The organism is Brevibacterium moorei (genome assembly GCF_024580735.1).
Lineage (GTDB): Bacteria > Actinomycetota > Actinomycetes > Actinomycetales > Brevibacteriaceae > Brevibacterium > Brevibacterium moorei.
Map to the genome: position 1 here is coordinate 1 of NZ_JANIJX010000033.1, position 22,095 is coordinate 22,095.

At 63.8% G+C, this 22,095-nt stretch carries 19 protein-coding genes; 11 read left to right on the plus strand and 8 right to left on the minus strand.

Translation table 11 applies throughout. The features are described from left to right. The first annotated feature begins 145 nt into the window (after positions 1-145). Positions 146-934: an SDR family oxidoreductase gene (locus NQ034_RS14870; RefSeq protein ID WP_257049819.1), complete on the plus strand. Its 789-nt coding sequence runs from the start codon at positions 146-148 to the stop codon at positions 932-934. 57 nt (positions 935-991) lie between these two features. On the opposite strand, the gene NQ034_RS14875 is transcribed toward NQ034_RS14870, so the two are convergent. From NQ034_RS14875 to NQ034_RS14890, 4 genes are all read right to left on the minus strand, one after another. Continuing rightward, the gene (locus NQ034_RS14875) at positions 992-1,816 is read right to left on the minus strand and encodes an HNH endonuclease family protein (RefSeq protein ID WP_257049820.1); all 825 of its coding nucleotides are present in this window, start codon (positions 1,814-1,816) and stop codon (positions 992-994) included. A 115-nt stretch (positions 1,817-1,931) separates the two neighbouring features. After that, positions 1,932-3,119, minus strand: a complete 1,188-nt coding sequence (locus tag NQ034_RS14880; RefSeq protein WP_257049822.1) for an HNH endonuclease family protein — start codon at positions 3,117-3,119, stop codon at positions 1,932-1,934. Between the two features lie 95 nt (positions 3,120-3,214). After that, positions 3,215-4,732, minus strand: a complete 1,518-nt coding sequence (locus NQ034_RS14885) for an amidohydrolase family protein (RefSeq protein WP_373567234.1) — start codon at positions 4,730-4,732, stop codon at positions 3,215-3,217. 17 nt (positions 4,733-4,749) lie between these two features. Continuing rightward, the gene (locus NQ034_RS14890) at positions 4,750-5,598 is read right to left on the minus strand and encodes a MurR/RpiR family transcriptional regulator (protein ID WP_257049824.1); all 849 of its coding nucleotides are present in this window, start codon (positions 5,596-5,598) and stop codon (positions 4,750-4,752) included. A gap of 201 nt (positions 5,599-5,799) precedes the next feature. On the opposite strand from NQ034_RS14890, the gene NQ034_RS14895 reads away from it, so the two are divergent. Genes NQ034_RS14895 through NQ034_RS14930 form a run of 8 tightly spaced genes read left to right on the plus strand, consistent with a single transcriptional unit; the run spans position 5,800 to position 15,930 of the window. Next, positions 5,800-7,539 carry an ABC transporter substrate-binding protein gene (locus NQ034_RS14895; RefSeq protein WP_257049825.1) on the plus strand — a complete coding sequence of 580 codons (1,740 nt, stop codon included), beginning with the start codon at positions 5,800-5,802 and terminating at the stop codon, positions 7,537-7,539. Between the two features lie 7 nt (positions 7,540-7,546). Continuing rightward, positions 7,547-8,494 (plus strand): ABC transporter permease, encoded by a 948-nt coding sequence (locus tag NQ034_RS14900; protein WP_257049826.1) that lies wholly within the window; start codon positions 7,547-7,549, stop codon positions 8,492-8,494. Then, positions 8,491-9,486, plus strand: coding sequence for an ABC transporter permease (locus NQ034_RS14905; protein ID WP_257049827.1), 996 nt, complete (start codon positions 8,491-8,493; stop codon positions 9,484-9,486). The genes NQ034_RS14900 and NQ034_RS14905 overlap by 4 nt, the downstream gene beginning before the upstream one ends. Next, positions 9,483-10,376, plus strand: a complete 894-nt coding sequence (locus tag NQ034_RS14910; protein WP_257049828.1) for an ABC transporter ATP-binding protein — start codon at positions 9,483-9,485, stop codon at positions 10,374-10,376. Before NQ034_RS14905 ends, NQ034_RS14910 begins: the two co-directional genes overlap by 4 nt. Beyond that, positions 10,373-11,188, plus strand: coding sequence for an ATP-binding cassette domain-containing protein (locus NQ034_RS14915; RefSeq protein ID WP_257049829.1), 816 nt, complete (start codon positions 10,373-10,375; stop codon positions 11,186-11,188). The genes NQ034_RS14910 and NQ034_RS14915 overlap by 4 nt, the downstream gene beginning before the upstream one ends. Positions 11,189-11,228: 40 nt before the next feature. Beyond that, positions 11,229-12,740 (plus strand): S10 family peptidase, encoded by a 1,512-nt coding sequence (locus NQ034_RS14920; protein WP_257049830.1) that lies wholly within the window; start codon positions 11,229-11,231, stop codon positions 12,738-12,740. 46 nt (positions 12,741-12,786) lie between these two features. Then, positions 12,787-14,487 (plus strand): DUF885 domain-containing protein, encoded by a 1,701-nt coding sequence (locus tag NQ034_RS14925; protein ID WP_257049831.1) that lies wholly within the window; start codon positions 12,787-12,789, stop codon positions 14,485-14,487. A 60-nt stretch (positions 14,488-14,547) separates the two neighbouring features. After that, positions 14,548-15,930, plus strand: coding sequence for an amidohydrolase family protein (locus NQ034_RS14930; RefSeq protein WP_257049832.1), 1,383 nt, complete (start codon positions 14,548-14,550; stop codon positions 15,928-15,930). A 105-nt stretch (positions 15,931-16,035) separates the two neighbouring features. Here NQ034_RS14930 and NQ034_RS14935 read toward each other — a convergent pair whose 3' ends face one another. The 4 genes from NQ034_RS14935 to NQ034_RS14950 form a co-directional block, all read right to left on the minus strand. Next, positions 16,036-17,202, minus strand: a complete 1,167-nt coding sequence (locus NQ034_RS14935; RefSeq protein WP_257049833.1) for an NAD(P)/FAD-dependent oxidoreductase — start codon at positions 17,200-17,202, stop codon at positions 16,036-16,038. A gap of 22 nt (positions 17,203-17,224) precedes the next feature. Beyond that, entirely contained in the window at positions 17,225-18,031 is an 807-nt protein-coding gene (locus tag NQ034_RS14940; protein ID WP_373567236.1) for an amino acid ABC transporter ATP-binding protein, read from the minus strand. Then, positions 18,021-18,794, minus strand: a complete 774-nt coding sequence (locus NQ034_RS14945; RefSeq protein WP_257049834.1) for an amino acid ABC transporter permease — start codon at positions 18,792-18,794, stop codon at positions 18,021-18,023. The genes NQ034_RS14940 and NQ034_RS14945 overlap by 11 nt, the downstream gene beginning before the upstream one ends. A gap of 97 nt (positions 18,795-18,891) precedes the next feature. Then, positions 18,892-19,827: an ABC transporter substrate-binding protein gene (locus NQ034_RS14950; protein WP_257049835.1), complete on the minus strand. Its 936-nt coding sequence runs from the start codon at positions 19,825-19,827 to the stop codon at positions 18,892-18,894. A 107-nt stretch (positions 19,828-19,934) separates the two neighbouring features. Between NQ034_RS14950 and NQ034_RS14955 the strand changes: the two genes are divergently transcribed. Both NQ034_RS14955 and NQ034_RS14960 read left to right on the plus strand, forming a co-directional pair. Beyond that, positions 19,935-20,807 (plus strand): MurR/RpiR family transcriptional regulator, encoded by an 873-nt coding sequence (locus tag NQ034_RS14955; protein ID WP_257049836.1) that lies wholly within the window; start codon positions 19,935-19,937, stop codon positions 20,805-20,807. Positions 20,808-20,865: 58 nt separating this feature from the next. After that, positions 20,866-22,077, plus strand: coding sequence for an NAD(P)/FAD-dependent oxidoreductase (locus NQ034_RS14960; RefSeq protein WP_257049837.1), 1,212 nt, complete (start codon positions 20,866-20,868; stop codon positions 22,075-22,077). Positions 22,078-22,095 lie beyond the last annotated feature (18 nt).

The window sequence follows — 22,095 nt, forward strand, 5'->3', positions numbered from 1 at the left end:
AAACGCCGAGACGATGACTTCGTCATCGCCTACCGTGAATACCTGCTCGCCGCGTAGGCCACCTCGCCATGGTCGATCACCACCACCATGATCACGACCGGGCTTGACAACCTATAGGAGCATCACGAAGGCGGCGATGTTTGGCATGCAGAACGCACAGGCGGGCGGGGCGGGTCCATTCGACATCAGGGGCAGGCTGGCCCTGGTGACCGGTTCCTCCCGCGGGCTGGGCCGGACCTTCGCCCTGGGCCTGGCAGCCGCAGGCGCCCGGGTGGTGGTTCACGGAAGGGATCCGCGGGCGATCGCGGGCACGGAGTCGGCCATCGCCTCGGCCGGGGGCGAGGCGGCCGGCCGGCTGCGGGTGGACCTGGGCCGGCGGGAGGAACTCGAGGCCGCCCTCGCGGCGCTGGTGGGTGAGGTGGGCGTGCCGGACATCCTGGTCAACAACGCCGGGGTGCAGCGCCGCGGGAACTTCTGGGAGATGGATCCGGCCGACTGGGACGAGGTGATCGCGGCGAATCTGTCCGCGGCGTTCTCCGTCTCACGCCTCCTGGCACCGGGGATGATCGAACGGGGCTCGGGCAAGATCGTCAACATCGGGTCCGTGCAGTCGATGCTGGCGCGCGCCCGCATCACCCCGTATGTGGCCAGCAAGGGCGGGATCGCGATGCTCACGAAGGGCATGGCCTCCGAGCTGGCCGAACACGGCATCCAGGTCAACACGATCTCCCCTGGATACTTCGCCACCGAGATGAACGCCTCCCTGGCCGCCGATCCGCAGTTCAACGCATGGATCGAGGACCGTACCCCGGCCCGCCGCTGGGGGAGGGAGGAAGAACTCGTGGGAACGCTGATCTATCTGTGTTCTGGGGCCTCGGACTTCGTCACGGGGCAGAACATCTTCGTCGACGGCGGGATGACCTCGGTGGTGTGATCCCGGGCGCCGCCGGTCGGACCCGGCGCGGGATCCGCACCGGGACGGGGAACCCGGCTATTTCGACAGGCTGACCGAACGCCCCGTCTTGATCTTCAGCGGGGTGACCTTCGCGGCTTTCTGGTCGGAGCAGCCGGACAGGATCTTCTGCATCGCCTTCTTCTCCGCGGACGTCACCGACAGCTGGTACTTGTACTTCACGCTGATCTGCGTGGCCACGTACTGGCAGCGGAAACCGGTGTTCTTCGGCAGCCATTCGGCGGCGTTCGCAGCCCCCTTCGTGCGGTTGAGGGAGGCGTCGGCGGCGATCAGGTTGAGCGGGTCGTTGGCGATCGACTCGCGCTGCCGCTGGCCGGCGGTGCCCGTCCAGTACTGTGCTCCGGAGACCCAGACGTTCTGCAGGGCGACCAGGTGGTCGATGTCCACGGAGTTCTTGCCGACCTTCCAGTTGTCGACTTCGCCGTCGTAGGGATCGTCCAGGGTTCCCGAGGCGACCTTGCACTTGCTGCCACCGGCGTACTTCACGTTCGTCATATCGCGGGCCAGGATGTCGTCGCGGGTCCGGCAGCCATTGCCGTCGTAGTCGTATGCCCAGGCCTTGCCAAACCACCGGGTCCGGTCGTAGCCGCTGGCCGGCGCCTTGCCCTTGACCGTGAGCTTCTCCAGGGTCGCGGTGGCCTTGGTCCCGTCGAGCTTCGCCCCGGCCGTGGAGCTGGACGATCCGCCCTGCGCCCCGTCCAGGATCTCGCCGAGCTCATCGCAGCCGCTGAGCCCGATCAGGGTGCCCAGCGCCAATGCCGAGGCGAGGGCCGTCTTGAGCAGGCGCGGCAACCCGGGGGCGGTGGTGCGGTGGTGCGGTGGACGGTGGGCGAAGATGCGCAATGTGAACCTCGGGGAAGAGAGATATCGAACGTATGTACGCATCGCAGTGTAGCAATGCGAACCCCGAGGCCCCTGCACGGTCCCGGGAGGCGGGCCCGGGACCGTCCGGGTTCGCTCAGCGCCTCCAGCGGTTGCGGCTCTCCGTGGAAGATGACTTGCACGTATAGGTGTGGCCGTTCGATCCAACACCCGTGGCCCCTGCCGGCTTGCAGAATGCGCCGGGGTGCACGCTCTTCGAGCTGGAGGAACCGCCGGACTTCGACGAGCTCTTGTGTGAAGAGCTCGAGGAGCTCGACTTCGAGGAGGAGGAACTGCTCGATGAGCTCTTGTGCGAGGAACTCGAGGACTCCTTCGCCTTCTTCGTGGCCTGGCCCGCGACCGACTTGCCAGTCGCGACCTTCTGGACTGCGACCTCGGCCGCCTTCTGCCCGGTGCAGCCGGACAGGACCCTCTTCATCGCGCCCTTCTCCGCCGAGGTCACGGACAGGGAGTACTTGTACTTCACGCTGATCTGCGTGGCCACGTACTGGCAGCGGAAGCCCCGGTTGGCCGGCAGCCATTCGGCGGCGTTCGCGGCCCCCTTCGTCCGGTTGAGCGAGGCGTCGGCGGCGATCAGGTTGAGCGGATCGTTGGCGATCGACTCGCGCTGCCGCTGACCGGCCGCGCCCTTCCAATACTGCGCTCCGGAGACCCATGCGTTCTGCAGGGCGACCAGGTGGTCGATGTCCACCGAGTTCTTACCAATCCGCCAGCTGTCGGTCTTGCCGTCGTAGGGATCGTGCAGGGTTCCCGAGGCGATCTTGCACGTGCTGCCGTTCGCGTACTTCACGTTCGTCATATCGCGGGCCAGGATGTCGTCGCGGGTCCGGCAGCCATTGCCGTCGAAGTCGAAGGACCAGGCGCGGCCGAACCAGCGCTCGCGGTCGTAGCCGGTGGCCGGCGCCTTGCCCTTGACCGTGAGCTTCTCCAGCAGTGCCAGGGCGGAGCCGCCGCCGAGCTTGGCGCCGGACTCACCCGACCGGGCGGCCTTCTTCTCCTGCTGCGCCGAGGTCGCGCTCGGCTGTGCCGCAGGTGTGGACTCAGCGTCCTGTGCCGCCCGCTGTGCGGCCTCCTCCTGCTCGGAGAGCTGCTGGGAGTCGGAGCCGCTGGGGGCGGGGCTGCTCGCGGTGGAGTCGGAATCGCATGCGGCGAGGCCGAACACCGTGCCCAGCGCCAGAGTCGCCGCGGCCAGCGGACGGGCTATCCGGGAGATGCGGGGATGGACGGCACGGAGTGCAGTCGAAACAGGGCGGGAAGTGCGCACTATGAAGCTGTCTTTCGGGAGTGGGGACTTTCGAGATCGCTTCAATTGTAGGCCCGTGCATCCCCGCGCAGTGGAGCGCTGGGATGTGCCGGGCCCTACTCCGCGAGGAGCGCGCGCCCCGGCTGCACGGACTCCACCGTGCGGCCCTCGGCGACGATGGGTTCGCCCGCTACGAAGACGTAGCGCATCCCACGTGCCGCCTGGACCGGGACCGCGCGGGCGGCCGGTTCCAACTCCGCGAGCGCGAATACCGCGATATCCGCGTCGGCGCCCACGCCCAGGTGCCCCTTGGCTGCGAACGCAGGCGCACAACCGCGCAGCACCTGGGCGGGTTGCGTCGTGGACCGGGCCACCACCTCGGCCAGGGGCAGAACGCCCAGATCGCGGTGCAGCCACGCGAGTGCTCGGACGAAGGTCGAGGTGCTGCGCGGGTGGGCGGCAGGGCCCTCGGAGGTCGGCTTGGTCGGCATCGCGTCGCTGGCGAACACGGAATGTGGCAGGGTCAGGGCGCGGACCAGCAGACCGTCGGGGCCCTGTTCGGAGTCAGGATAGGAATCGGCCAGGCACAGGCCGCCGGGATCCTGGGCGCGCAGTTCGGCCAGGCGCTGATAGGTGGCGGGGCGTTCGCCGGTGCGCAGATAGGTCACGGAGTCCGCGGGCGTGCCCTGGGCGCTCATCTTCTGCGGGTCGAGGAAGTCCGCGCCGATTACGGTCGACGAATAGGCGAAGGGGTAGGACTCGAAGGTGACGGGCAGGCCCTCGGCGTGGGCGTCGGCCAGGACCTGGGCTACGCCGGGGACTGCGGACGAGTTCGAACTGCTGATATGGCAGATGTGCACGGCGACCCCGGCGCTCCGGCTCAGGTCGATCAGTTCCTGCACCCCGGCCGGCGTTCCATGGCTGGCGCCGGAGCCCCAACGCACGTGGACGATGAGCGGGCGCCCATAGCTCTTGGCCAGCCGGGCGACGGCGGTCAGTTCGTCCGCGCCGGTCAGGGGCGCATAGCCCAGCAGCAGGCCGATGCCGATGGCGCCGGCGGCCAACTGCGCGTCCAGCAGTTCGACGATGCGGTCGATCTGTGCGGCATCGGCCGGCTGCTTCCAGTTCTCCAGGGACTGCACCGCGGCGAAGGCGTCGAGCGGCAGCTGGGGGAGCGCCGCGACCTGTTCCGCGTCCATGTCCTCCATGACGATCGCGCGGGCGTGCAGCCAGCCGGCGGAGTACCCGAAGTTCAACGGCCTGCCCTGGGCTTCGGCGGCTTCGACCGTGGGCGGCAGGGGTGTGACCCCGCATTCGAGTTCCAGGGTGGTGGTCACTCCGTCTTGGGCCTGCAGGCGGTGGCCCTCGATGTTCTGCGCGTGGGAGTGGAGGTCGATGAAACCGGGGGTGACGATGAGTCCTGTCGCATCGATCGTGCGTGCGGCGGCAGGGGGTCCCGCGGGGATGTCCCCGGCCGAGGCCGCCCCGACATAGCTGATCTTCCCGTCCCGGATGCCCACGTCGTAGGCGCCGTGCAAGCCATTCTGTGGATCGATGAGTGTTCCGCCGGTGATGAGGATGTCGTGGTGCATGGGTCTCCTGCTCGCTGTGGATGTCTGTTGGGTGTGATCCACACCCTACAATCCGGATCTCACCCACTCATGACGGCACCGGTCTGACGCCATAGATCATCCAGTTCTTCCAAACGGGCGGCACTGCGCTCCGGATCGAGGTCTGCCAAGGCCGTGACGATGCACTGCACCAGGCTTACGGCGCAGGTGGCCGAGGCCATCGGGCCCATTCCCTCCGATGGCACCAGCAGTAGTTCGTCGGCCAGGTCGGCTAAATGGGAATGCTGATCGGCGATCACGATGATCTTCACGCCGCGTTCGTGGGCAATCCTGCACATCTGGTAGATGGCGGTGCTCGTCTTCCAGACGGAGATGGCGACCAGGCAGTCTCCTGGGTGAAGCAGCCGGACCGCGTTGAGCATTGTGGTCACCGACCCGCCCTCGAACGCTATGTTGAAGCCCAAGCCCCTGCTGTTGTGCGCCAACAACTGAGCTGGGCCGGCCCACGAGCCGGTGGCCAGGACCGTCGACATGCGCGATTCTGCAATGATCCTTGCAATTCGGACAAGGTCATCTTCCTGCAGTGTTTCCGCCAAGACCTGGAGGAGTGCTGCGTCCTTCGACATTCCGGTGATTGCGCGGTCGGATCTGCCCGCGCTGGCATGTTCATAGTGTTTGCGGACGTCGAGGGATGACAGGAATCGGTTGCGGACCTCAGTGGACAGAGCCGGCCATCCGGCGAATCCAATGGCCTGAGCCGCACGGACAACTGTTGCGGCGTTGACTCCCGCCGTTTCGGCCAACTGCTGGGTGTTGCAGTAGGAGGCGCGTTCGGGGTCGGCGGAGATGGCGTTGAGGACGGCGATGGTCCCTTTTGACAGCTTGTTCGAGGCGGCTAGGGAGTCAATCCACGTTGCAACTATGCTCAATTCTGCTTCTCCTATTGCAATGATCGCTGCAATCAGCTTATATTAACCGTGTGAGGTGAAGCACATGGTGCTTTTCAGTTTTGCTCAGAGTATCCAAGTGACCCACACCCACGGTGGACCCGGAGTCGTGTCACGTGCAGTGGCGGCGGGTAGCCGTACCAAAGACGACCATGTAGTTACCAAGTTGAAGGAGATAACTTCATGAGAAAGCGACTACTGCCTCTTGTGGCCGTGCTGAGTGCCGGGGCCATGTTCCTCAGCGCCTGCGGTGGCGGCGATTCGGGCAGCGATTCCAAGGCCGACGTCGATGCGAAAACCGGTTTCGCCCAGTACACCGGTGATCCTCAGAAAGGCGGGGTCGCCACCATTCTGGGCAGCACGGACTTCTCCTACCTGGACCCTGCTATGGGCAGCGACGGCAATGTCATGAACCTCTACCAGCTGCTCTACCGTAATCTTGTCCAGTACAAGTACAACCGTGATTCGGGCGAACTCGAGCTGGTCGGCGACCTGGCCGAGGACACCGGTAAGTCGAACAAGGACGCCACCCAGTGGACGTTCAAGCTCAAAGACGGAATCACGTTCGATGACGGTAGCCCCATCACCGCCCAGGACATGAAGTTCGGGATCGAACACGCGCTGGATCCCAGCCTGGCCATCGGCCTGGACGATGTGCAGAGTTATATCAAAGGCGCCTCGAAGTACAAGGGCGTGTTCGAGGATCCCAAGGGACTCGATTCCATCAAGGTGATCGACGACCGGACCATTCAGATCACAACCGAACAGCCGATGGCCGATTTTCCAAAGGTGATGGCCACCGCTCCTGCTGTGCCCTTCCCCAAGGACAAGGTGACCAAGGCCGACCAGATTCAGAAGGATCCAATCTCCTCCGGCCCCTACAAGGTCAAGGAGTACAAGCGGGGCGAATCGCTGACGCTGGAACGCAATGAGAACTGGAAGCAGGAAACGGACGATATCCGTCCGGCGAACTTGGACGGCTACAAGTTCCAGCTGGGTCTGGACCAGAACACCATCGACCAGCGGCTGATCTCCGGTCAGGGCGAGGACAAGAACGCAATCGCGTCATCGACCAACCCCGTGGTGTCGGCGAACCTGGCGAAGATCACCCAGGATAAGAAGCTGGCGGCGCGGACCGTGCAGGGCCAGGCCTCGTGCAACTACTACATGGCCATGAATACGACCAAGAAGCCATTGAACAATGTCAAGGTGCGCCAAGCGCTCAACTGGGCAGTCGACAAGTCCAGCGTGGTCAATGCCTCCGGCGGACCGAAGCTGGCGGAAACCGCTCCGAACCTGCTGTTGCCCAACGTGCCCGGCTATAAGTCCGAGGATCCGTACGCGACGGACGGCAACAAGGGCGACCCGGAGAAGGCCAAGGCCATGCTGAAGGAGGCCGGGGCCGAGAACCTGAGCCTGACCATGGACGTGCGCGCCCTGCCGATGTGGCAGGCCCAGGCCGAGGCCGTACAGCAGTCCCTGGCCAAGGCAGGCGTCACCGTCAAGCTCAACGTCATCGACCAGGCCAAGTTCTACGAGGTTGTCGCCACTCCCAGCCAGCAGAAGGACATGACCATCACCGGTTGGTGCGGAAACGGTTGGTTCTCCGGCCAATCCCTGCTGCAGTCGAACTACGATGGCACCCGCATCACGGAGACCGGCAACCGGAACCAGTCGCAGATCAACGACAAAGAACTGAACAAAATGTTCGCCGATGCCGCCATCGATCCGAACCTGGAATCGAAGAACGAGAAGTACATCAAGATCAGCGACAAGATCGCGGAGCTCGCTCCAGTCGCCCCGCTGGTGCGTCCTCGCCCGCTGCAGATGGTGGGAACGAACATCGGTGGTGCCTTCGCGAATCCGTCGAAGACCGGCTACATCGATTACAACCAAATCGGTCTGCTGAACCCGGAGGGATGATCCACTCATGACCGCCTCGCCCAACACCCAAGTTGGAGAGTTTGGTCAACCGGCCCCGGGCGAGTCCTTCTCGCCTGGGGTCCGGGCTTTCCGGAAGATTATCCGCAAGCCCTCGGTGATCCTCTCTCTCGCATTTCTGGCACTGATCGTCCTGTTGGCGATCTTCGCCCCGCTGGTCACCCGGCTGTCCGGCTGGGACCCTTTCACCTATGACGAAGCCGCGGTGGACCCGTCCTCCGGCGGTCTGCCACTGGCTCCGCTGGGTGGCATAAGCGCAGAGCACTGGCTGGGCGTCGAACCACAGAACGGCCGCGACATCTTCGCCCGTATCGCCTATGGGGCCAGAGTGTCGCTGCTGGTCGGCATCTGCGCCACCGCCATCACCATGCTCCTGGGCGTGGTTATGGGGTTGCTGGCCGGATTCTTCGGCGGCATCGTCGATGCCGTGATTTCGCGCCTGATGGACTTCCTCATGGCCTTCCCTGCCCTGATCTTCATGATCGCGATCCTCTCCGCACTACCCCAGGGCAATCGTCCCGCCCTGCTCGTGATCGTGCTCAGCATCTTCAGCTGGCCGGCCACAGCCCGCGTGATCCGCGCTCAGACCATGTCACTGGCGAACCGGGAATTCGTCGAGGCGGCACGAACCTCGGGGGCCGGCTGGGCGCCGCTGGTGTTCCGCGAGGTCCTGCCGAACCTGTCGGGCACGATCATCGTGATGGCCACTCTGGCGATCCCGAACTTCATCGCCACCGAGGCCGGTCTGTCCTTCCTGGGTGTGGGCATCACCCCGCCGAATCCGTCCTGGGGACAGATGATCGCATCGGCTGTTCCCTGGTATTCCAGCGATCCGATGTTCTTCGCGATTCCCGGCATCCTGCTGTTCCTCACCGTCTTCGCATTCACCGTGCTGGGTGACAACCTGCAGAAGATCTTCTCCGGAGGGTTCGAATGATCTCCTATCTGCTCAAGCGCTTCGGCGCGGCGATCATCATCATGCTGTTCGTCGTGTTCTTCACCCTCCTGGTGTTCTTCAAACTTTCCCCGGACCCGGCCGCCAGCATTTGCGGTCAGACCTGTACGCCGGACCGGATCGAGACGATCAGGACCCAGATGGGACTGGACCAGCCCTTCTTCGCCCAGTTCTTCGCATTCCTGGCTGGCATCTTCGTGGGTCGCGATTACGGCGAGGGTGCATCTGCGATCCATTGCGGGGCCCCGTGCATCGGGTATTCGTTCCAGACCGGCCAGAGTGTTCTGCAGGGCATCATGGATCGGATGCCCGTGACCCTGACCATCGCCATCGGCGCTGCCGTTCTATGGCTGCTGACAGGCGTGGCCGCCGGCGTCATCAGCGCGGTCAAGGAGGGTACCTGGTGGGATCGAGGGGCGATGGCCTTCGCCCTGGCAGGCATCTCCCTGCCGAATTACTTCGTCGCACTGGTTCTGCAGTACCTGTTGGTGGTCCAGCTCGAATGGTTGCCATTCCCCACCGCCGTTCCGTTCAGTGAGAGCCCGGGACAGTGGTTCGCCACCTACATCATGCCGTGGATGGTGCTTGCCCTTATGTATGCCTCGATGTATGCACGGCTGACCCGAACGAACATGATCGACACCATGGGGGAGAACTTCATGCGGACGGCCAGGGCAAAGGGTCTCAAACCTGGCCCTATCCTGATCCGCCACGGGCTGCGGCCGTCGTTGACCCCGATCGTCACCCTGCTGGGCGTCGACTTCGCCACCCTGCTGGGCGGTGCGCTCATCACGGAGACGGTGTTCGGCCTGCCCGGTATCGGCAAGTTCGCCTACGACGCGATCTCCGTGAACGACCAGCCGGTCATCATGGGCGTGACCCTTGTAGCGGCATTCGCCGTGGTAATCGCCAATATCATCGTCGACCTGCTGTACCGGGTCCTGGACCCCCGAGTGAGAGTGAGCAGCACATGAGTACTCCCGCCGAAACCGGCCGGACGAACGCGTCCACGGACACCCCCGTGCTCTCCGTACAGGGGCTGACGGTGGAGTTCCCCCTGGGAACCGTCGTCGATGATATCTCCTTCGAAATCGCCCAGGGTCAGACCATGGGCCTGGTTGGCGAATCCGGGTCGGGTAAATCGATGACCTCGCTTGCGGTGATGGGCCTGCTGGCCAAGGAGGCCAAGGCCAGCGGCAGCGTGAAGTTCCACGGTGAGGAACTGCTGCACAAATCCGATGCGGCAATGCGCAAGTTGCGCGGGAACAAGATCGCCATGATCTTCCAGGACCCGCTGTCCTCACTGAATCCCTACTACACAGTGGGCTTTCAGATCGCCGAGGCCTACCGCGCGCACAAGGGCGGCAGCCGTGCCGCGGGGCTCAAGAAGGCCGCCGAGGCCATGGACCGGGTGCGGATTCCCGACGCGGCCGGCCGCGTGAACCACTATCCGCATCAGTTCTCCGGCGGCATGCGCCAACGCGTGATGATCGCCATGGCGCTGGTATGCGAACCGGACCTGATCATCGCCGACGAACCGACCACGGCCCTGGACGTCACCGTGCAGGCTCGCATCCTGGACCTGCTGGCCGAGGTGCAGGAACATACCCAGGCTGCGATGCTGTTCATCACCCACGACCTGGCAGTGGTCAGTCAGATCTCGAACCACATCACCGTGATGCAATCCGGTAAGACGGTCGAACAGGGCACTGCCGAGGGCATCTTCGCCAATCCGCAGAACGCCTACACTCGAAAGCTCCTGGCTGCGACCCCGCGCCTGGACGATGTGGTGAACCTGCCGGAGCCCATTATCGGTACAGGGTCGGCCACCGGACCGGAAACCGCAAAGGGGAAACGACCATGAACACGACGACGCCCCTGCTGCGGGTGAATAACCTGGTCAAAGAGTTCAAGACGGGCCGCAAGGACATCTTCCGCGCCGTCGACGACGTGTCCTTCGAACTCAACCGCCGCGAAACCATCGGGATCGTGGGCGAATCGGGTTCGGGCAAGTCGACCACGGCCAGGATGATCGCCCGACTGATCGATCCGACCTCTGGCACCGTCGAGTTCGAAGGCACCGACATCACCGGTAAATCCGGCAGGGGCCTGCTGGGATTCCGCAGCGGAGTACAGGTCGTCTTCCAGGACCCGTACTCCTCGCTCAATCCGCGCCACACAGTGGAAGAGGTGATATCGGCTCCGCTGCGATATCAGAAGCGCAAGGTCGCCGGCGGCTATAAAACCCTGGTCAAGGCGGCAATGGAGCGCGTCGGTCTCAACCCCGATCACTCCGAACGCTATCCGCGCCAGTTCTCCGGCGGCCAGGCTCAGAGGATAGGGATCGCCCGGGCCCTGGTGGTCGAACCCAAGCTGGTGATCTGCGATGAGGCGGTGTCCGCTTTGGACGTCTCCGTCCAGGCACAGGTCCTCGAACTGCTGGTCGACCTCCAGCGCGAGCGGGACATCTCCTATATCTTCATCGCCCACGATTTGGCCGTGGTCAGGCAGATCGCCCACAAGGTCGCGGTGATGCGCACCGGCAAGGTCGTGGAGCAGGGCGCCCGCGATGAAATCTTCGACCACCCGCGCGAACAGTACACCCAGGATCTCCTGGCCGCAGTGCCGAAGATCAACGCGGCATGGGACACCGCACGCGAACAACACGACGCATAGACGCGACACAGATACAGAACCGAAGGGAACAACCAACCACATGGCACACGAATCGACCGAACCAGCCCCCGGTACTACGGCGAGCCCGGCACCCCAGGACGACCTGGTCACCAGTGAGCACTCCATAAAACTGCCCGCCGGTCCCTTGAACTATCGGGTCACCACGGGTACCACGGTGATCGGCCAGGAGGAAGTCACCGATGGCGTCTATTGCGGTGATGTGCCCGCAGCCCGAGTCTTCTCCACCTCGTATACGGTGACGGACGCCGCAGGCCAGACGGACCCGCAGCGCCCTGTGATCTTCGCCTTCAATGGGGGCCCCGGCTCATCATCGGCCTGGCTGCACATTGGACTGTTCGGCCCGCGCCGCGTCGTCATCAACGACGTCGACGAACCCGCACAGCCGCCCTACGGACTGACCGACAATCTGGAGACGACCCTGGCCGATGCCGACCTGGTCTTCATCGATGCGATCACCACGGGCTACTCCCGCCCGATGGAAGGCCGGAAGGATCAGGAGTTCCACGGGTTCACCGGCGACCGTGACATCGTCGGCGAGGCCATTCGTCTGTGGCTGACCCGGAACAAGCGCTGGACCTCACCGAAGTTCCTGGCCGGGGAATCCTACGGCACGACCCGTGCTGCGGCGCTCGCCGGGCACCTGGCACGGCGTCACGGGATCGCCTTCAACGGCATCATCCTGATCTCGGCGGTCCTGGACTTCGCGACCATCGACTTCACCGAGGGCAACGAAGCACCGTACGTGCACTACCTGCCGACCTTCGCTGCCATCGCCCAGTACCACGGCAAGCACCCTGGTCGTAGCGCCGAGGATGTGATCGCCGAGGCGACCGAGTTCGCCTATGGCGACTACTCACGGGCACTGGACAAGGGCAAGCGCCTGAGTGCGGAGGAACACGCGGATATCTGTTCCCGTCTGGCGGATCTGATTGGACTCGACCCCGAATTCGTGCGGATCTCCGATCTGCGCGTCGACGAATTCACCTTCTTCAACGAGCTGCTCAAGGACCAGCGGCTGAAGACCGGACGACTGGATGCCAGGTGGACCGCACACCAGGGCAAGCTCAGCGGTGAGGTGTTGGGAGACGACCCCTCGTACCCGATGATCCAGTATCCGTACACCGTGGGTATCAACGAATTGCTGCGCAGCGAGTTCGGCTACGAATCCGATATCACCTACGAAGTCCTGACCGGCCGGGTGCACCCGTGGTCGTACAAGGAGTTCGAGAACTCCCATGTCACCACCGCCGAGGACCTGGCCTACGCTATGCGGATGAACCCGGACCTGAAGGTCTACGTCGCCTTCGGATATCACGACTGTGCGACGCCGTTCGCAGCTTCGGAACACGTGCTGGCCCACCTGCGGATCAGCGAGAAGTCCTGGAACCAGATCGTCCGGCGCTATTACCCTGCCGGACACATGATGTACGCCCACCCGGGTTCGCGCATCGACCAGCTGCACGATATTGCGGACTTCGTCGCCTGGAGCACCGGCCGGGCCGATAAGCCGGAATCCAACCAGCCTGCCTGAACGCCGGTAGACGTGAAGTAATCGGGAATCGAGAAGGAGAAGAACGATGAGCGCGAATTCGTCCGACACACGCCGGCAGACTGAAGCCGGAAACCGGTTGTACGACATCATCGAGTCGGAATGCAACTGGCGTGGAGGCGAATTCGGCTCATCGGGCTGGAAATCAGGGGTACGGGACTCGCTTCCCGATGTGTCGGTAACTGCACAGGATCGCCGCACCCGGAAATGGGAAGACACTCTGACCCAGCTGGATACGGTAGACGTTCCAGGGCTCAGTACGGAGGAACTGGTCGATTACCAGGTCTATCGCAACCAGGTCCAGACCCTGCTCGAAGCACAGCAGTACCGGATGTTCGAACGCCCCGCCACCGCCGACACCGCCTTCTGGCGGGACCTGGCCTTCGACGCCTACCGGCTGGCGCTGGCGGATGCGGACCAGGCACAGGCATATCTGCAGATGCTGGGTCAGATCCCCCGGTACTTCGCCCAACAGATCGACAATATGCGGGCGGGCCTCCAGCGGGGCTTCGGCCCAGCCCGAGTGTGCATGACGGGGCGGGAAGAACCCGTCCGGTCGGTCGCCCAGACCTCCGATGTGAAATCCCTTCCGTTCTTCGGACCGTTCACCCGGATGCCGACGGCAACCGCGGCCACCGTGGTAGCAGAACTGCAGGATCGGGCCGTCTCAGTCCTGACCGAACTGGTAGTGCCCGCTTACCAAGGACTCTACGAGTTCTTGAGTGGGGAATATCTGCCGCAGCTACCGGAATCCATCGCGGCGGTCGACCAGCCCGATGGGCCGCAGTTCTACCGTTCGCAGATCCGCGAATATGCGACCACCGAAATGGATCCGCAGCAGATCTTCGACCTGGGGCTGAGCGAAGTTGCGAAGATCCGTGCGGAGATGGACAAGATAGCCGGGGAACTCGGCTACGCCGGCGATCTGGATGGACTGTTCGCCTTTATGCGCACCGACCCGCAGTTCTACGCAACCACGCCCCGGCAGCTGTTGGCCGAAGCCGCCTACACTTGCAAGGCCTTCGACGGAGTGGTGCACCGGTACTTCGGCAAACTGCCGAACGGGCGTTTCTCCATTATGGAAACGCCCAAGGAGATCGCGGCCTTCGATACCTTCGGACGTGGCGCCCCCGACCGCTATCTGGTCAACACCTACAACCTGCCGGCCCGGCCGCTGTATTCGCTGCCGGCACTGACACTGCACGAATCAGCGCCGGGGCATTCCTTCCAACTCTCCCTGGCCCAGGAGATGGACCTGCCGGAGTTCCGCCGCGAATACATTTCGGCCTTCGGAGAGGGCTGGGGTCTGTACACCGAGCGGCTGGGCGATGAGATGGGCATGTACGAGACCCCGTACGAGCGCATGGGCATGCTGTCCTTCCAGATGTGGCGCGCGGTCCGACTGGTCGTCGACCCCGGTATGCACGAACTGGGGTGGACGCGTGAACAAGCGCAGGACTACCTGCGGGAGAACACCGCGATCGCCGAACACGAGATCGTCACGGAGATCGACCGGTACATTTCCTGGCCGGGCCAGGCGACCGCGTACTACCTGGGGCAGCTGACCATTCAGGACCTGCGCGCGGAGGCCGAGGCCGCACTGGGGCCGGCCTTCGACATCCGGGCCTTCCATGACCAGGTGCTGAGCCTTGGTTCAGTTCCACTGACCGTTCTGCAGTCCGAAGTCCGCCGCTGGATAGCGGAGGAATCCGAGGTCATTTCCGGTTGAGAATGTAGCCGCGACCTGACTGCCCGAAGCCACGCAACCACAACAAAGGAGTTCAGTCCCATGGCACAACTGGCAATCGTCAACGCCACCGTCATCGATGCGACCGGTGCCCAGCCGATCAACGGCGGCACCATTCTGATCGGCGCCGACGGAACCATCGAAGCGGTGGGTCCCGCCGCCGCGGTGAGCATTCCGGAAGGCGTGCAGACAGTCGACGCGCGCGGAGGCTTCGCGATCCCCGGCCTGATGGACGCCAATGTCCACCTGGTCGCCGCGCGTACCGCGGACACCCTGTTGGACTTCCAAGGGCGTTATGACGAGCTGGCCCGTGAGGCCGCCGAGCTGACCCTGAAGTACGGTGTGACGACGGTGTTCGATACCTGGGGGCCGGCTGCGGCCGCGACCAGGGTGCGCGATGAGATCAACGCCGGGAAGACCATGGGATCGCGGATCTACTGTTCCGGCAATATCATTGGCCTGGGCGGACCGTTATCCGATGACTTCGTGGCGCCGGGCACCTTCCTGCAGAAGGACACGATCGCCTCGGTCAATCACGAATGGGAGCGGGGGACCGGGCCCGGTCTGACCACTATGTCGGTGTCCCAGATCGCCGAGGCCGTGGCACAGTACATCGAGGAGACCGGCGTCGACTTCATCAAGTGGGCGGCCACAGACCATCTGGCCATCGCCAGCGGGGCCGCCGTCTTCCTGATGTTCTCCGAAGCCGCCCAGCAGGCGATCCACGATACGGCACACGGTTACGGCCTGCCTACCCAGGCGCATACGACCTCGGTCGACAGCCTGCGGATCTCCGTGGACCTGGGGGTGGACCTGCTGCAACACGGCGATATGACCGTCGGGCAGCCCGCTCCGGCCGAGCTGTTGGACCGGATCGCAGACAAGCGGATCCCGACCGCGGCCCTGGTCTGCACCGATGACTACCTGAAGTGGAGCGCCTCGTTCCCCGGTACTGCGATCTCACACGGGGCAAGGGAGAACTCCGACATCAACCAGCGGGGACTGATCGAACGCGGTACCCGGCTGCTGTTGACGACCGACGGATTCGCCTACGGACCGCGCATCACCGAACATCCCGGGTTCAGGGCCGGCACGCTCAAGCCCACGGTGCCCGATCAGTGTGTGCAGCTGGGCTATAGCCATTTCAACTGGCTCAAGGGCGCGTGGGAGAAGGGGATGGAGCCCATGGAGGTGCTGCGTTCGGCGACTGCCTACCCTGCCGAGGCGTATGGCGTGAGCGAGGTCGTCGGCACCCTGGAAGTCGGTAAGAAGGGCGATGTGCTGATCCTTGACGCCGACCCGCTGACCTCGGCTGCGGCGTACAAGGAGATCCGGCATGTGATCAAGGAGGGTGCGGTCGTGGATCGCGACAAGCTGGCACGCGATATGCAGGTCGGCCTCGACGTCATGGCCGAACTGGGCTGAGAACCAACCCGGGCCCCGAACCGTCGAGTGGCTGGGACACGCCGGAACCTGACTTCGGGTTTAGGCGTGTCCCCGCCACTCGACGGTGAACCGGGGGATCCGGTTTCAGGCCTGTGAGACCTGCGGGAACCGGGCGAAGGTGAATGGCTCCAGCTCGGCGGGGCGCTCACCGGAGGTGATCCACCCCGCCAGCAGTGTTGCCACCGCCGGCGAGATCGCGAAACCGTGGCCCGACCAGCCGGTGGCGAAGAAGACGCCGGGGTTGCCGGGCACTTCGTCGATCACCGGGATGTCGTCGACCGTCAGCGATTCGGGCCGGGAGGCGTCGGTCACGACCACCTCGGCGCCGGCAAAGGCCGGATAGATCGAGGTGGCGTCGATGATGGACTTCTCCGCCGTTTCCGGGCGCGGAGTGCCGGTTTCGGACTCGTAGTCCCAGTCGCCGGTCCGTCCGCCGGAGAGCATGACCATGTCCTCACCGTCGATCGTGATGGTCTTCGCCGCGAAGGGCAGCGAGTGGTGGCCCAGCAGGTGCTTGAAGGTGAAGCCCCCGGCCGCCCGCACGGGTGTCATCTGCGGGTTGAAACGGGTGATGGGAACGTCGATGCCGAAGGAATCGGCCAGCAGCCGGCGGCTGTAGCTGTTCGCCGTCACCAGTACGCCACGGGTGGCCGTGTGGACGGTGCCGTCTTCGGCGGTGACGGTGTAGAGGCCATCGGCATTCTTACCCGTGATGCCGGTGACCGGGGTGTTCTCCTTGAGCTCCGCACCTGCGGCCTGTGCCGCGGCCGCATAACCGCGGGTCACCTCGGTGTGGTCGCCGGTGCCGTCAGCCGGACAGTACAGGGCACCGGCCACCGTTTCGGCCGAGGCCCCCGGCTCCAGGGTGTCCAACTCCGCCTTGTCGATGATGCGGGTCTCGATCCCGAAGGCCGACTGGACGCCGACCCGGGTCTTCAGCTGGTCGTGCAGGCTCTTGTCAGCAAAGACATCGGGGCCGACGAGCTCGATCCCGCCGGTGCGCTCATAGCCGACCTTGAGGCCCAACTCCTCGTTGATTCCGGGCCACATGTCGTAGGCGATCTTCATCAGCGGCAGTTCTCGGATGTCGCGGGCGTTGGCCCGCACCCCGCGCTTGCCGACCCCGCCCGAGGCCCCCGAGGCGACGGTCTTCGCCTCCAGCAGCAGGACGGAAGCGCCGGACTTCGCAAGGTAGTAGGACGCTGCGGAGCCGTGCACGCCGGCGCCGATGACGATGTAGTCGTGGGACATGATGATGCTTTCTGTAGATGGTTCAGTGATGAATGCGGGAAATGAACTGTTGTGTGCGTTCCTCTTGGGGATTGCCCAGCACCTCGTCGGGAGGGCCCTGCTCGACGATCCGGCCCTCTGCCATGAAGACGACCGTGTCCGCGACTTCGCGGGCGAATCCTAACTCATGGGTGACGACCAGCATCGTCATGCCCTCATGAGCGAGTTCCTTCATGACGACGAGGACGTCGTCGACGAGTTCCGGGTCGAGAGCGGACGTGGGCTCGTCGAACAACATGACCGTCGGGTCCATCGCCAGTGCCCTGGCGATGGCGACTCGCTGCTGTTGGCCGCCGGACAGGGATTCGGGGAAAGCGCTTCCCTTCTCCTTGAGGCCGACTCTCTCCAGTAGCCCGTCGGCAATGGCATTGGCCTCCTTGGCCTTCCGGCCGAGGACATTGATCTGGGAGAATGTTACGTTCTCCTTGACTGTCAGGTGCGGGAAGAGATTGAACGACTGGAAGACCATTCCGATGTGCCGGCGCTGTTTGGCCGTGGCGAACTCACTGAGCTCATGGAGGCCATCGTCTCTGCGCCGGTAGCCGATGTACTGCCCGTCCACTTCGATGGACCCGGAATCGATCTTCTCCAAGTGGTTGACGCAGTTGAGCAAGGTGCTCTTGCCCGATCCTGATGGTCCAATGACGCAGACGACCTCGCCCTTCTTGACTTGGAGCGACAGATCTGTGAACACATCGTTCGAACCGAATGACTTGGAAACTCGGCTGATGTCGACGATCACTTCGCCGGTCCCTGTGGGCGAAGAAGCGGTGGAGGTTCTACTTGCCACGGTTGTAATGCCTTTCGATGTAGTACTGGCCGACGGAGAGCACAGACACGATGAGCAGGTACCAGATCGTCGCAACGATGAGCAACGGGATCGTCTCGAAGGTTCGGGAGTAGATCAGCTGGGCCGAATACAGCAGGTCGGCCAGTGCGATCGTGCTGACCAGGGCCGTACCCTTGACCATCGAGATGACTTCGTTGCCGATCGGCGGGATGATCACGCGCATGGCCTGCGGCAGGATGATCCTGAAGAAAGACAGTTGAGGAGACATCCCCAGTGCCTTCGCCGCGCGGCGCTGGCCATCCGGGACAGCCTTGATTCCGGCGCGGACAACCTCACCGGTGTAGGCAGCTTGGCTCAGTCCGAAGCCCAGGATGGCTGCGCTCCACGGGGTAATCAGATCGTTGGTGTTCCATGAGTACAATTCCGGTCCGAAGGGGATGCCGACGGTGATGTGCTTGTAAAGTGCGGCGAAGTTGAACCAGAAGATCAGCTGGACCAGCTGGGGAACACTGCGGAAGAACCAGGTGTAGAGCCAGCTTGCGGCATTGAGGAAGACATTGCCCGACAGCCGCATGACGGCCAGCAGAACGCCCAGGACGATACCGATCGCCATGGCGACAACCGTCAGAATCGCGGTGCGCCCCAGACCTTGCATGATTTGGCCGTTGAAGAAGTACTTGGCGACTGTGGACCAACCGAAGTTGGGGTTGTTCGCGACTGAAATGGCAACGAATATCGCGATCAAGATGACGATGGCCGCCATGAGCCATGACAGTCGTGTCTTTCGCCGGTGAATTCTCAGGGGTTCGGAGATCTCCGCTGGCGGTATGTCTGGAACGGATGCGGTAGCCGACATGTGTTTACTGATCCTTCACCGTGGGATTCACTTCGACCTTGTTGATCTCATTGTCGGCAAGTCCCCACTTGTCCATGATCTTGGCGTAGGTGCCGTCCGCAATCAGGCTGTTGATGGATGCGGCGAACGGCTTGCTGAAATCAGAGCCCTTGGGCAGTGCACCGCCCATGGGGTAGGGCTCCAGGTAGTGTCCGACGATCTTCGCCTTACCCTGGCTGTTGGCGACGAAGTAGTTCATTCCCGTCGAACCGCTCCAACTGACGTCTGCGCGGCCGCTGAGCATCGCCATATTCGCTTTGGTGCCGTCGTCGTAGACCTGCATTTCAACGGCGGGGTTTCCGTCGTCGACGCACTTCTTCGACTGCGTATCGCCGAATTCCTGCTGGCGGGAACCGCGGGTCGTAGCGACCTTCTTCCCGCACAGGTCGTTGAGTGATTCGACCTTGATATCAGAATCCGAAGTTGCGGCTATGCCCTGGTTTCCCAAGGCCGTTCCTACCTGATCGATCTTCTTCATCCGCTCATTGGTGATGCCGATCTGGCCGAAGGCAATATCGTACCGGTCGGCCTGGAGCCCGGGGATGACCGAGTCGAAACTGATCTCGTTGAACTTCGGCTTGACGCCGAACTTATCGGCTGCGGCCTTCACCAGGTCGATCTCCCAGCCGACTAATTCGCCTTTCTCGTCGACGAAGACGTCGGGCGCGCTGCCGGCCGCGCCTGCGATGTTGATGGCGCCGGCCTTCTTGATGCTGTCGGGCAGCTGCGCAGCGAGCTTCTCATCCTTCTGGACATCGAAGGTCTCGGTTGGGACGGGTGCCAGGGCATCGCCGGTCTCGGCCGTATCCGTGCCCTCTCCGCCCCCACCGCAGGCGCTGACCAGCAATGCGGTCACAGCGAGCGTCGCGGTCATGGTGCCGGCCTTGGTGATTGCCCTCATGGCATCCTCCCGTGCTTGGTGTAGTGATAGTGGTCACAGTCCGTCTGTGATGTAATGAACAGTACATGCACGGTGGTCGTGTATCAACGGTTACACGAGGTGGAGTTTTGCAGGCACAATCGGATTCCGGTGACAACGGCGCGACTGGTTTCTCCACACGGGTTGCGCGGGCAGTGGAACACCTGACGCCCAATCAGCTCAAGGTGGTGAGGTATTTCGAACACAACGCGACTCTCACCTTGACGTCTTCGGCGGACGATATCGCCAAGGCTCTGGGCCTCAGCACCGCATCGGTCATCCGGGCCGCGCAGGCCCTGGGCTATGAGGGTCTGACTGCGCTCAAAAGAGATCTTGCCAGGGAGATCACTGCGAAGGGCGTTTCCCCCGGGCAAGTGCTCGATCGCCGGCTGAGCACGGGACCTGTTGGGCATGAGCGGCTGCAGAACATCCTTGCGGATATGGGTGACCTCGTCCTCGAAACCGGATCGACCATCGATGTGGGCTGCTGGGACCAGGCTGTGTCGGCGTTGTTGAACGCCCGGCGTACCTTCGCGTACGGTGTCGAGGAGTCCGGGCATGTGGCAGAGACTTTCGTCCATCACATGCGCACCTTCGGATTCGATGCAGTGTCCTGTACTCGAACTGGGATCGCCCTCGCGCCCTATATGGCGCTTGCCGAACACGCCTCGTGCATCGTGATCTTCAGCCCCCTGCGGGTGTTCCCCGAAATCCGCGAGCTGTTGTCCCTGGCGGATGATAAGGGCATCCCAACTATCGTCATCACCGAGATCGTCAACGCGGAATTCGTCAACGAGTCCTCGATCGTCTTGCAGACGCCAAGCTCGGTGATGACCAGCGGGTCCAATACGATCGCGCCCACCGCACTGTCGTTCGCGCTGACCCAGCAATTGGCGTCCGAGGCGAGAGCGGAGTCGACGGCGGCCTACAACCGCATGTTGCAGTTTCGCGAGCGCATATAGAGGCCGGCGCCGATAGGCACATCAGCCACACAACACCACCCAACAGAAAGGCACAACCATGGCAAACGTCGCAGTCCTGGGCAGCGGGGTCATCGGCTCCGCCGCTGCATACGAACTCAGCAGGGCCGGCCACCACGTGACCGTCCTGAGCGAATCACCCTGGGGCGGAGTGACCTCGCAGACCTCCTTCGCCTGGGTCAACTCCAACAACAAGGACCCGCGCGCCTACCACGACCTCAACGTCGCCGGCATGCGCCGCCACGCGGAGCTGCAGGCCGAACTGGCCCCCGCCCAGCCCTGGTACGTGACCACCGGCTGCTTCATGGAGCACTCCAGTGCTACCGACCGCGACGCCGCACGCGCCCGGATGAGCGGCCTCGGCTACCCCGTCACGACCATCGCCGCGGCAGACGCCCCCGTCTTAGAACCTGCCTTCACCCCGCGCGAATCCGAATCCCTCTTCTTCCCCACTGAGGGTTTCATCTACGTCGAGCGCTTCATCCCGGCTCTCAAGGCCGCAGCCGTGGCAGCCGGAACCGAATTCCGGCAGGTGCGCATCAGCTCGGTCGACAGCACGGCCACCGGAGTCACGGTCACCTCCCAGCGCGTCGAAGCCGGCGGTGCCCTGGCCGCCGCCGAACAGGCGTCGTTCGACCACGTGTTCATCGCCCTGGGCAAAGTCGCCGACCTGGTTCCGGTCAACGGCGGGCCCGCGGCCGGCGGTGCCATTCTGCCGATGTTCCACAGCGAGGCCACCTCGGTCGACACGCACTGCTACCTGGGCTATGCGGACACGGGAGCGCAGAAGTTCAACCGCGTTTACATCTCCGATGCCGTGAACTTCCGGCCATTCGGCGAATCCGGTCTGGTGCTCCAGGCGCCGGCCCTGGAATACCACTTGGACGGGCCGGACCCCGAAGAGCACTTCGAGGAGGTCCGTGCCTATATGGAGGAGCAGGTCAATGCCCGACTGGCCGGCACCGAGGCCGCACCGATCCACGTGGACCGTGTGATCCTGGCCGAGCGCAGCCTGCCGCTCGACGGCCACCCGATCCTGGGCTTCGTCGACGAACACCACCGGGTCTCCACCGCGGTGTCGCACAGTGGGGTGACCCTTTCGGCGCTGTACGGACGGTTGGCGCTGGAGTTCGTGGCCGGCCGCGAACCCGAATCCGTTACCCCGTTCAAGCTGGACCGGTTCGATCCCTCGGTAGTGGATGGGACCTCGGCCCCGGAGCTGTTCCAGCAGCAGGGCGTGGGCCGGCAGTAAACGTAGTCGCCGCCGGAA

Bases quoted from the DNA above. Each gene is read 5' to 3' on its own strand.
- NQ034_RS14870 (WP_257049819.1), top strand. From the start codon at position 146: ATGCAGAACGCACAGGCGGGCGGGGCGGGTCCATTCGACATCAGGGGC.
- NQ034_RS14895 (WP_257049825.1), top strand. From the start codon at position 5,800: ATGAGAAAGCGACTACTGCCTCTTGTGGCCGTGCTGAGTGCCGGGGCC.
- NQ034_RS14900 (WP_257049826.1), top strand. From the start codon at position 7,547: ATGACCGCCTCGCCCAACACCCAAGTTGGAGAGTTTGGTCAACCGGCC.
- NQ034_RS14905 (WP_257049827.1), top strand. From the start codon at position 8,491: ATGATCTCCTATCTGCTCAAGCGCTTCGGCGCGGCGATCATCATCATG.
- NQ034_RS14910 (WP_257049828.1), top strand. From the start codon at position 9,483: ATGAGTACTCCCGCCGAAACCGGCCGGACGAACGCGTCCACGGACACC.
- NQ034_RS14915 (WP_257049829.1), top strand. From the start codon at position 10,373: ATGAACACGACGACGCCCCTGCTGCGGGTGAATAACCTGGTCAAAGAG.
- NQ034_RS14920 (WP_257049830.1), top strand. From the start codon at position 11,229: ATGGCACACGAATCGACCGAACCAGCCCCCGGTACTACGGCGAGCCCG.
- NQ034_RS14925 (WP_257049831.1), top strand. From the start codon at position 12,787: ATGAGCGCGAATTCGTCCGACACACGCCGGCAGACTGAAGCCGGAAAC.
- NQ034_RS14930 (WP_257049832.1), top strand. From the start codon at position 14,548: ATGGCACAACTGGCAATCGTCAACGCCACCGTCATCGATGCGACCGGT.
- NQ034_RS14935 (WP_257049833.1), bottom strand. From the start codon at position 17,202: ATGTCCCACGACTACATCGTCATCGGCGCCGGCGTGCACGGCTCCGCA.
- NQ034_RS14945 (WP_257049834.1), bottom strand. From the start codon at position 18,794: ATGGCGGCCATCGTCATCTTGATCGCGATATTCGTTGCCATTTCAGTC.
- NQ034_RS14950 (WP_257049835.1), bottom strand. From the start codon at position 19,827: ATGAGGGCAATCACCAAGGCCGGCACCATGACCGCGACGCTCGCTGTG.
- NQ034_RS14960 (WP_257049837.1), top strand. From the start codon at position 20,866: ATGGCAAACGTCGCAGTCCTGGGCAGCGGGGTCATCGGCTCCGCCGCT.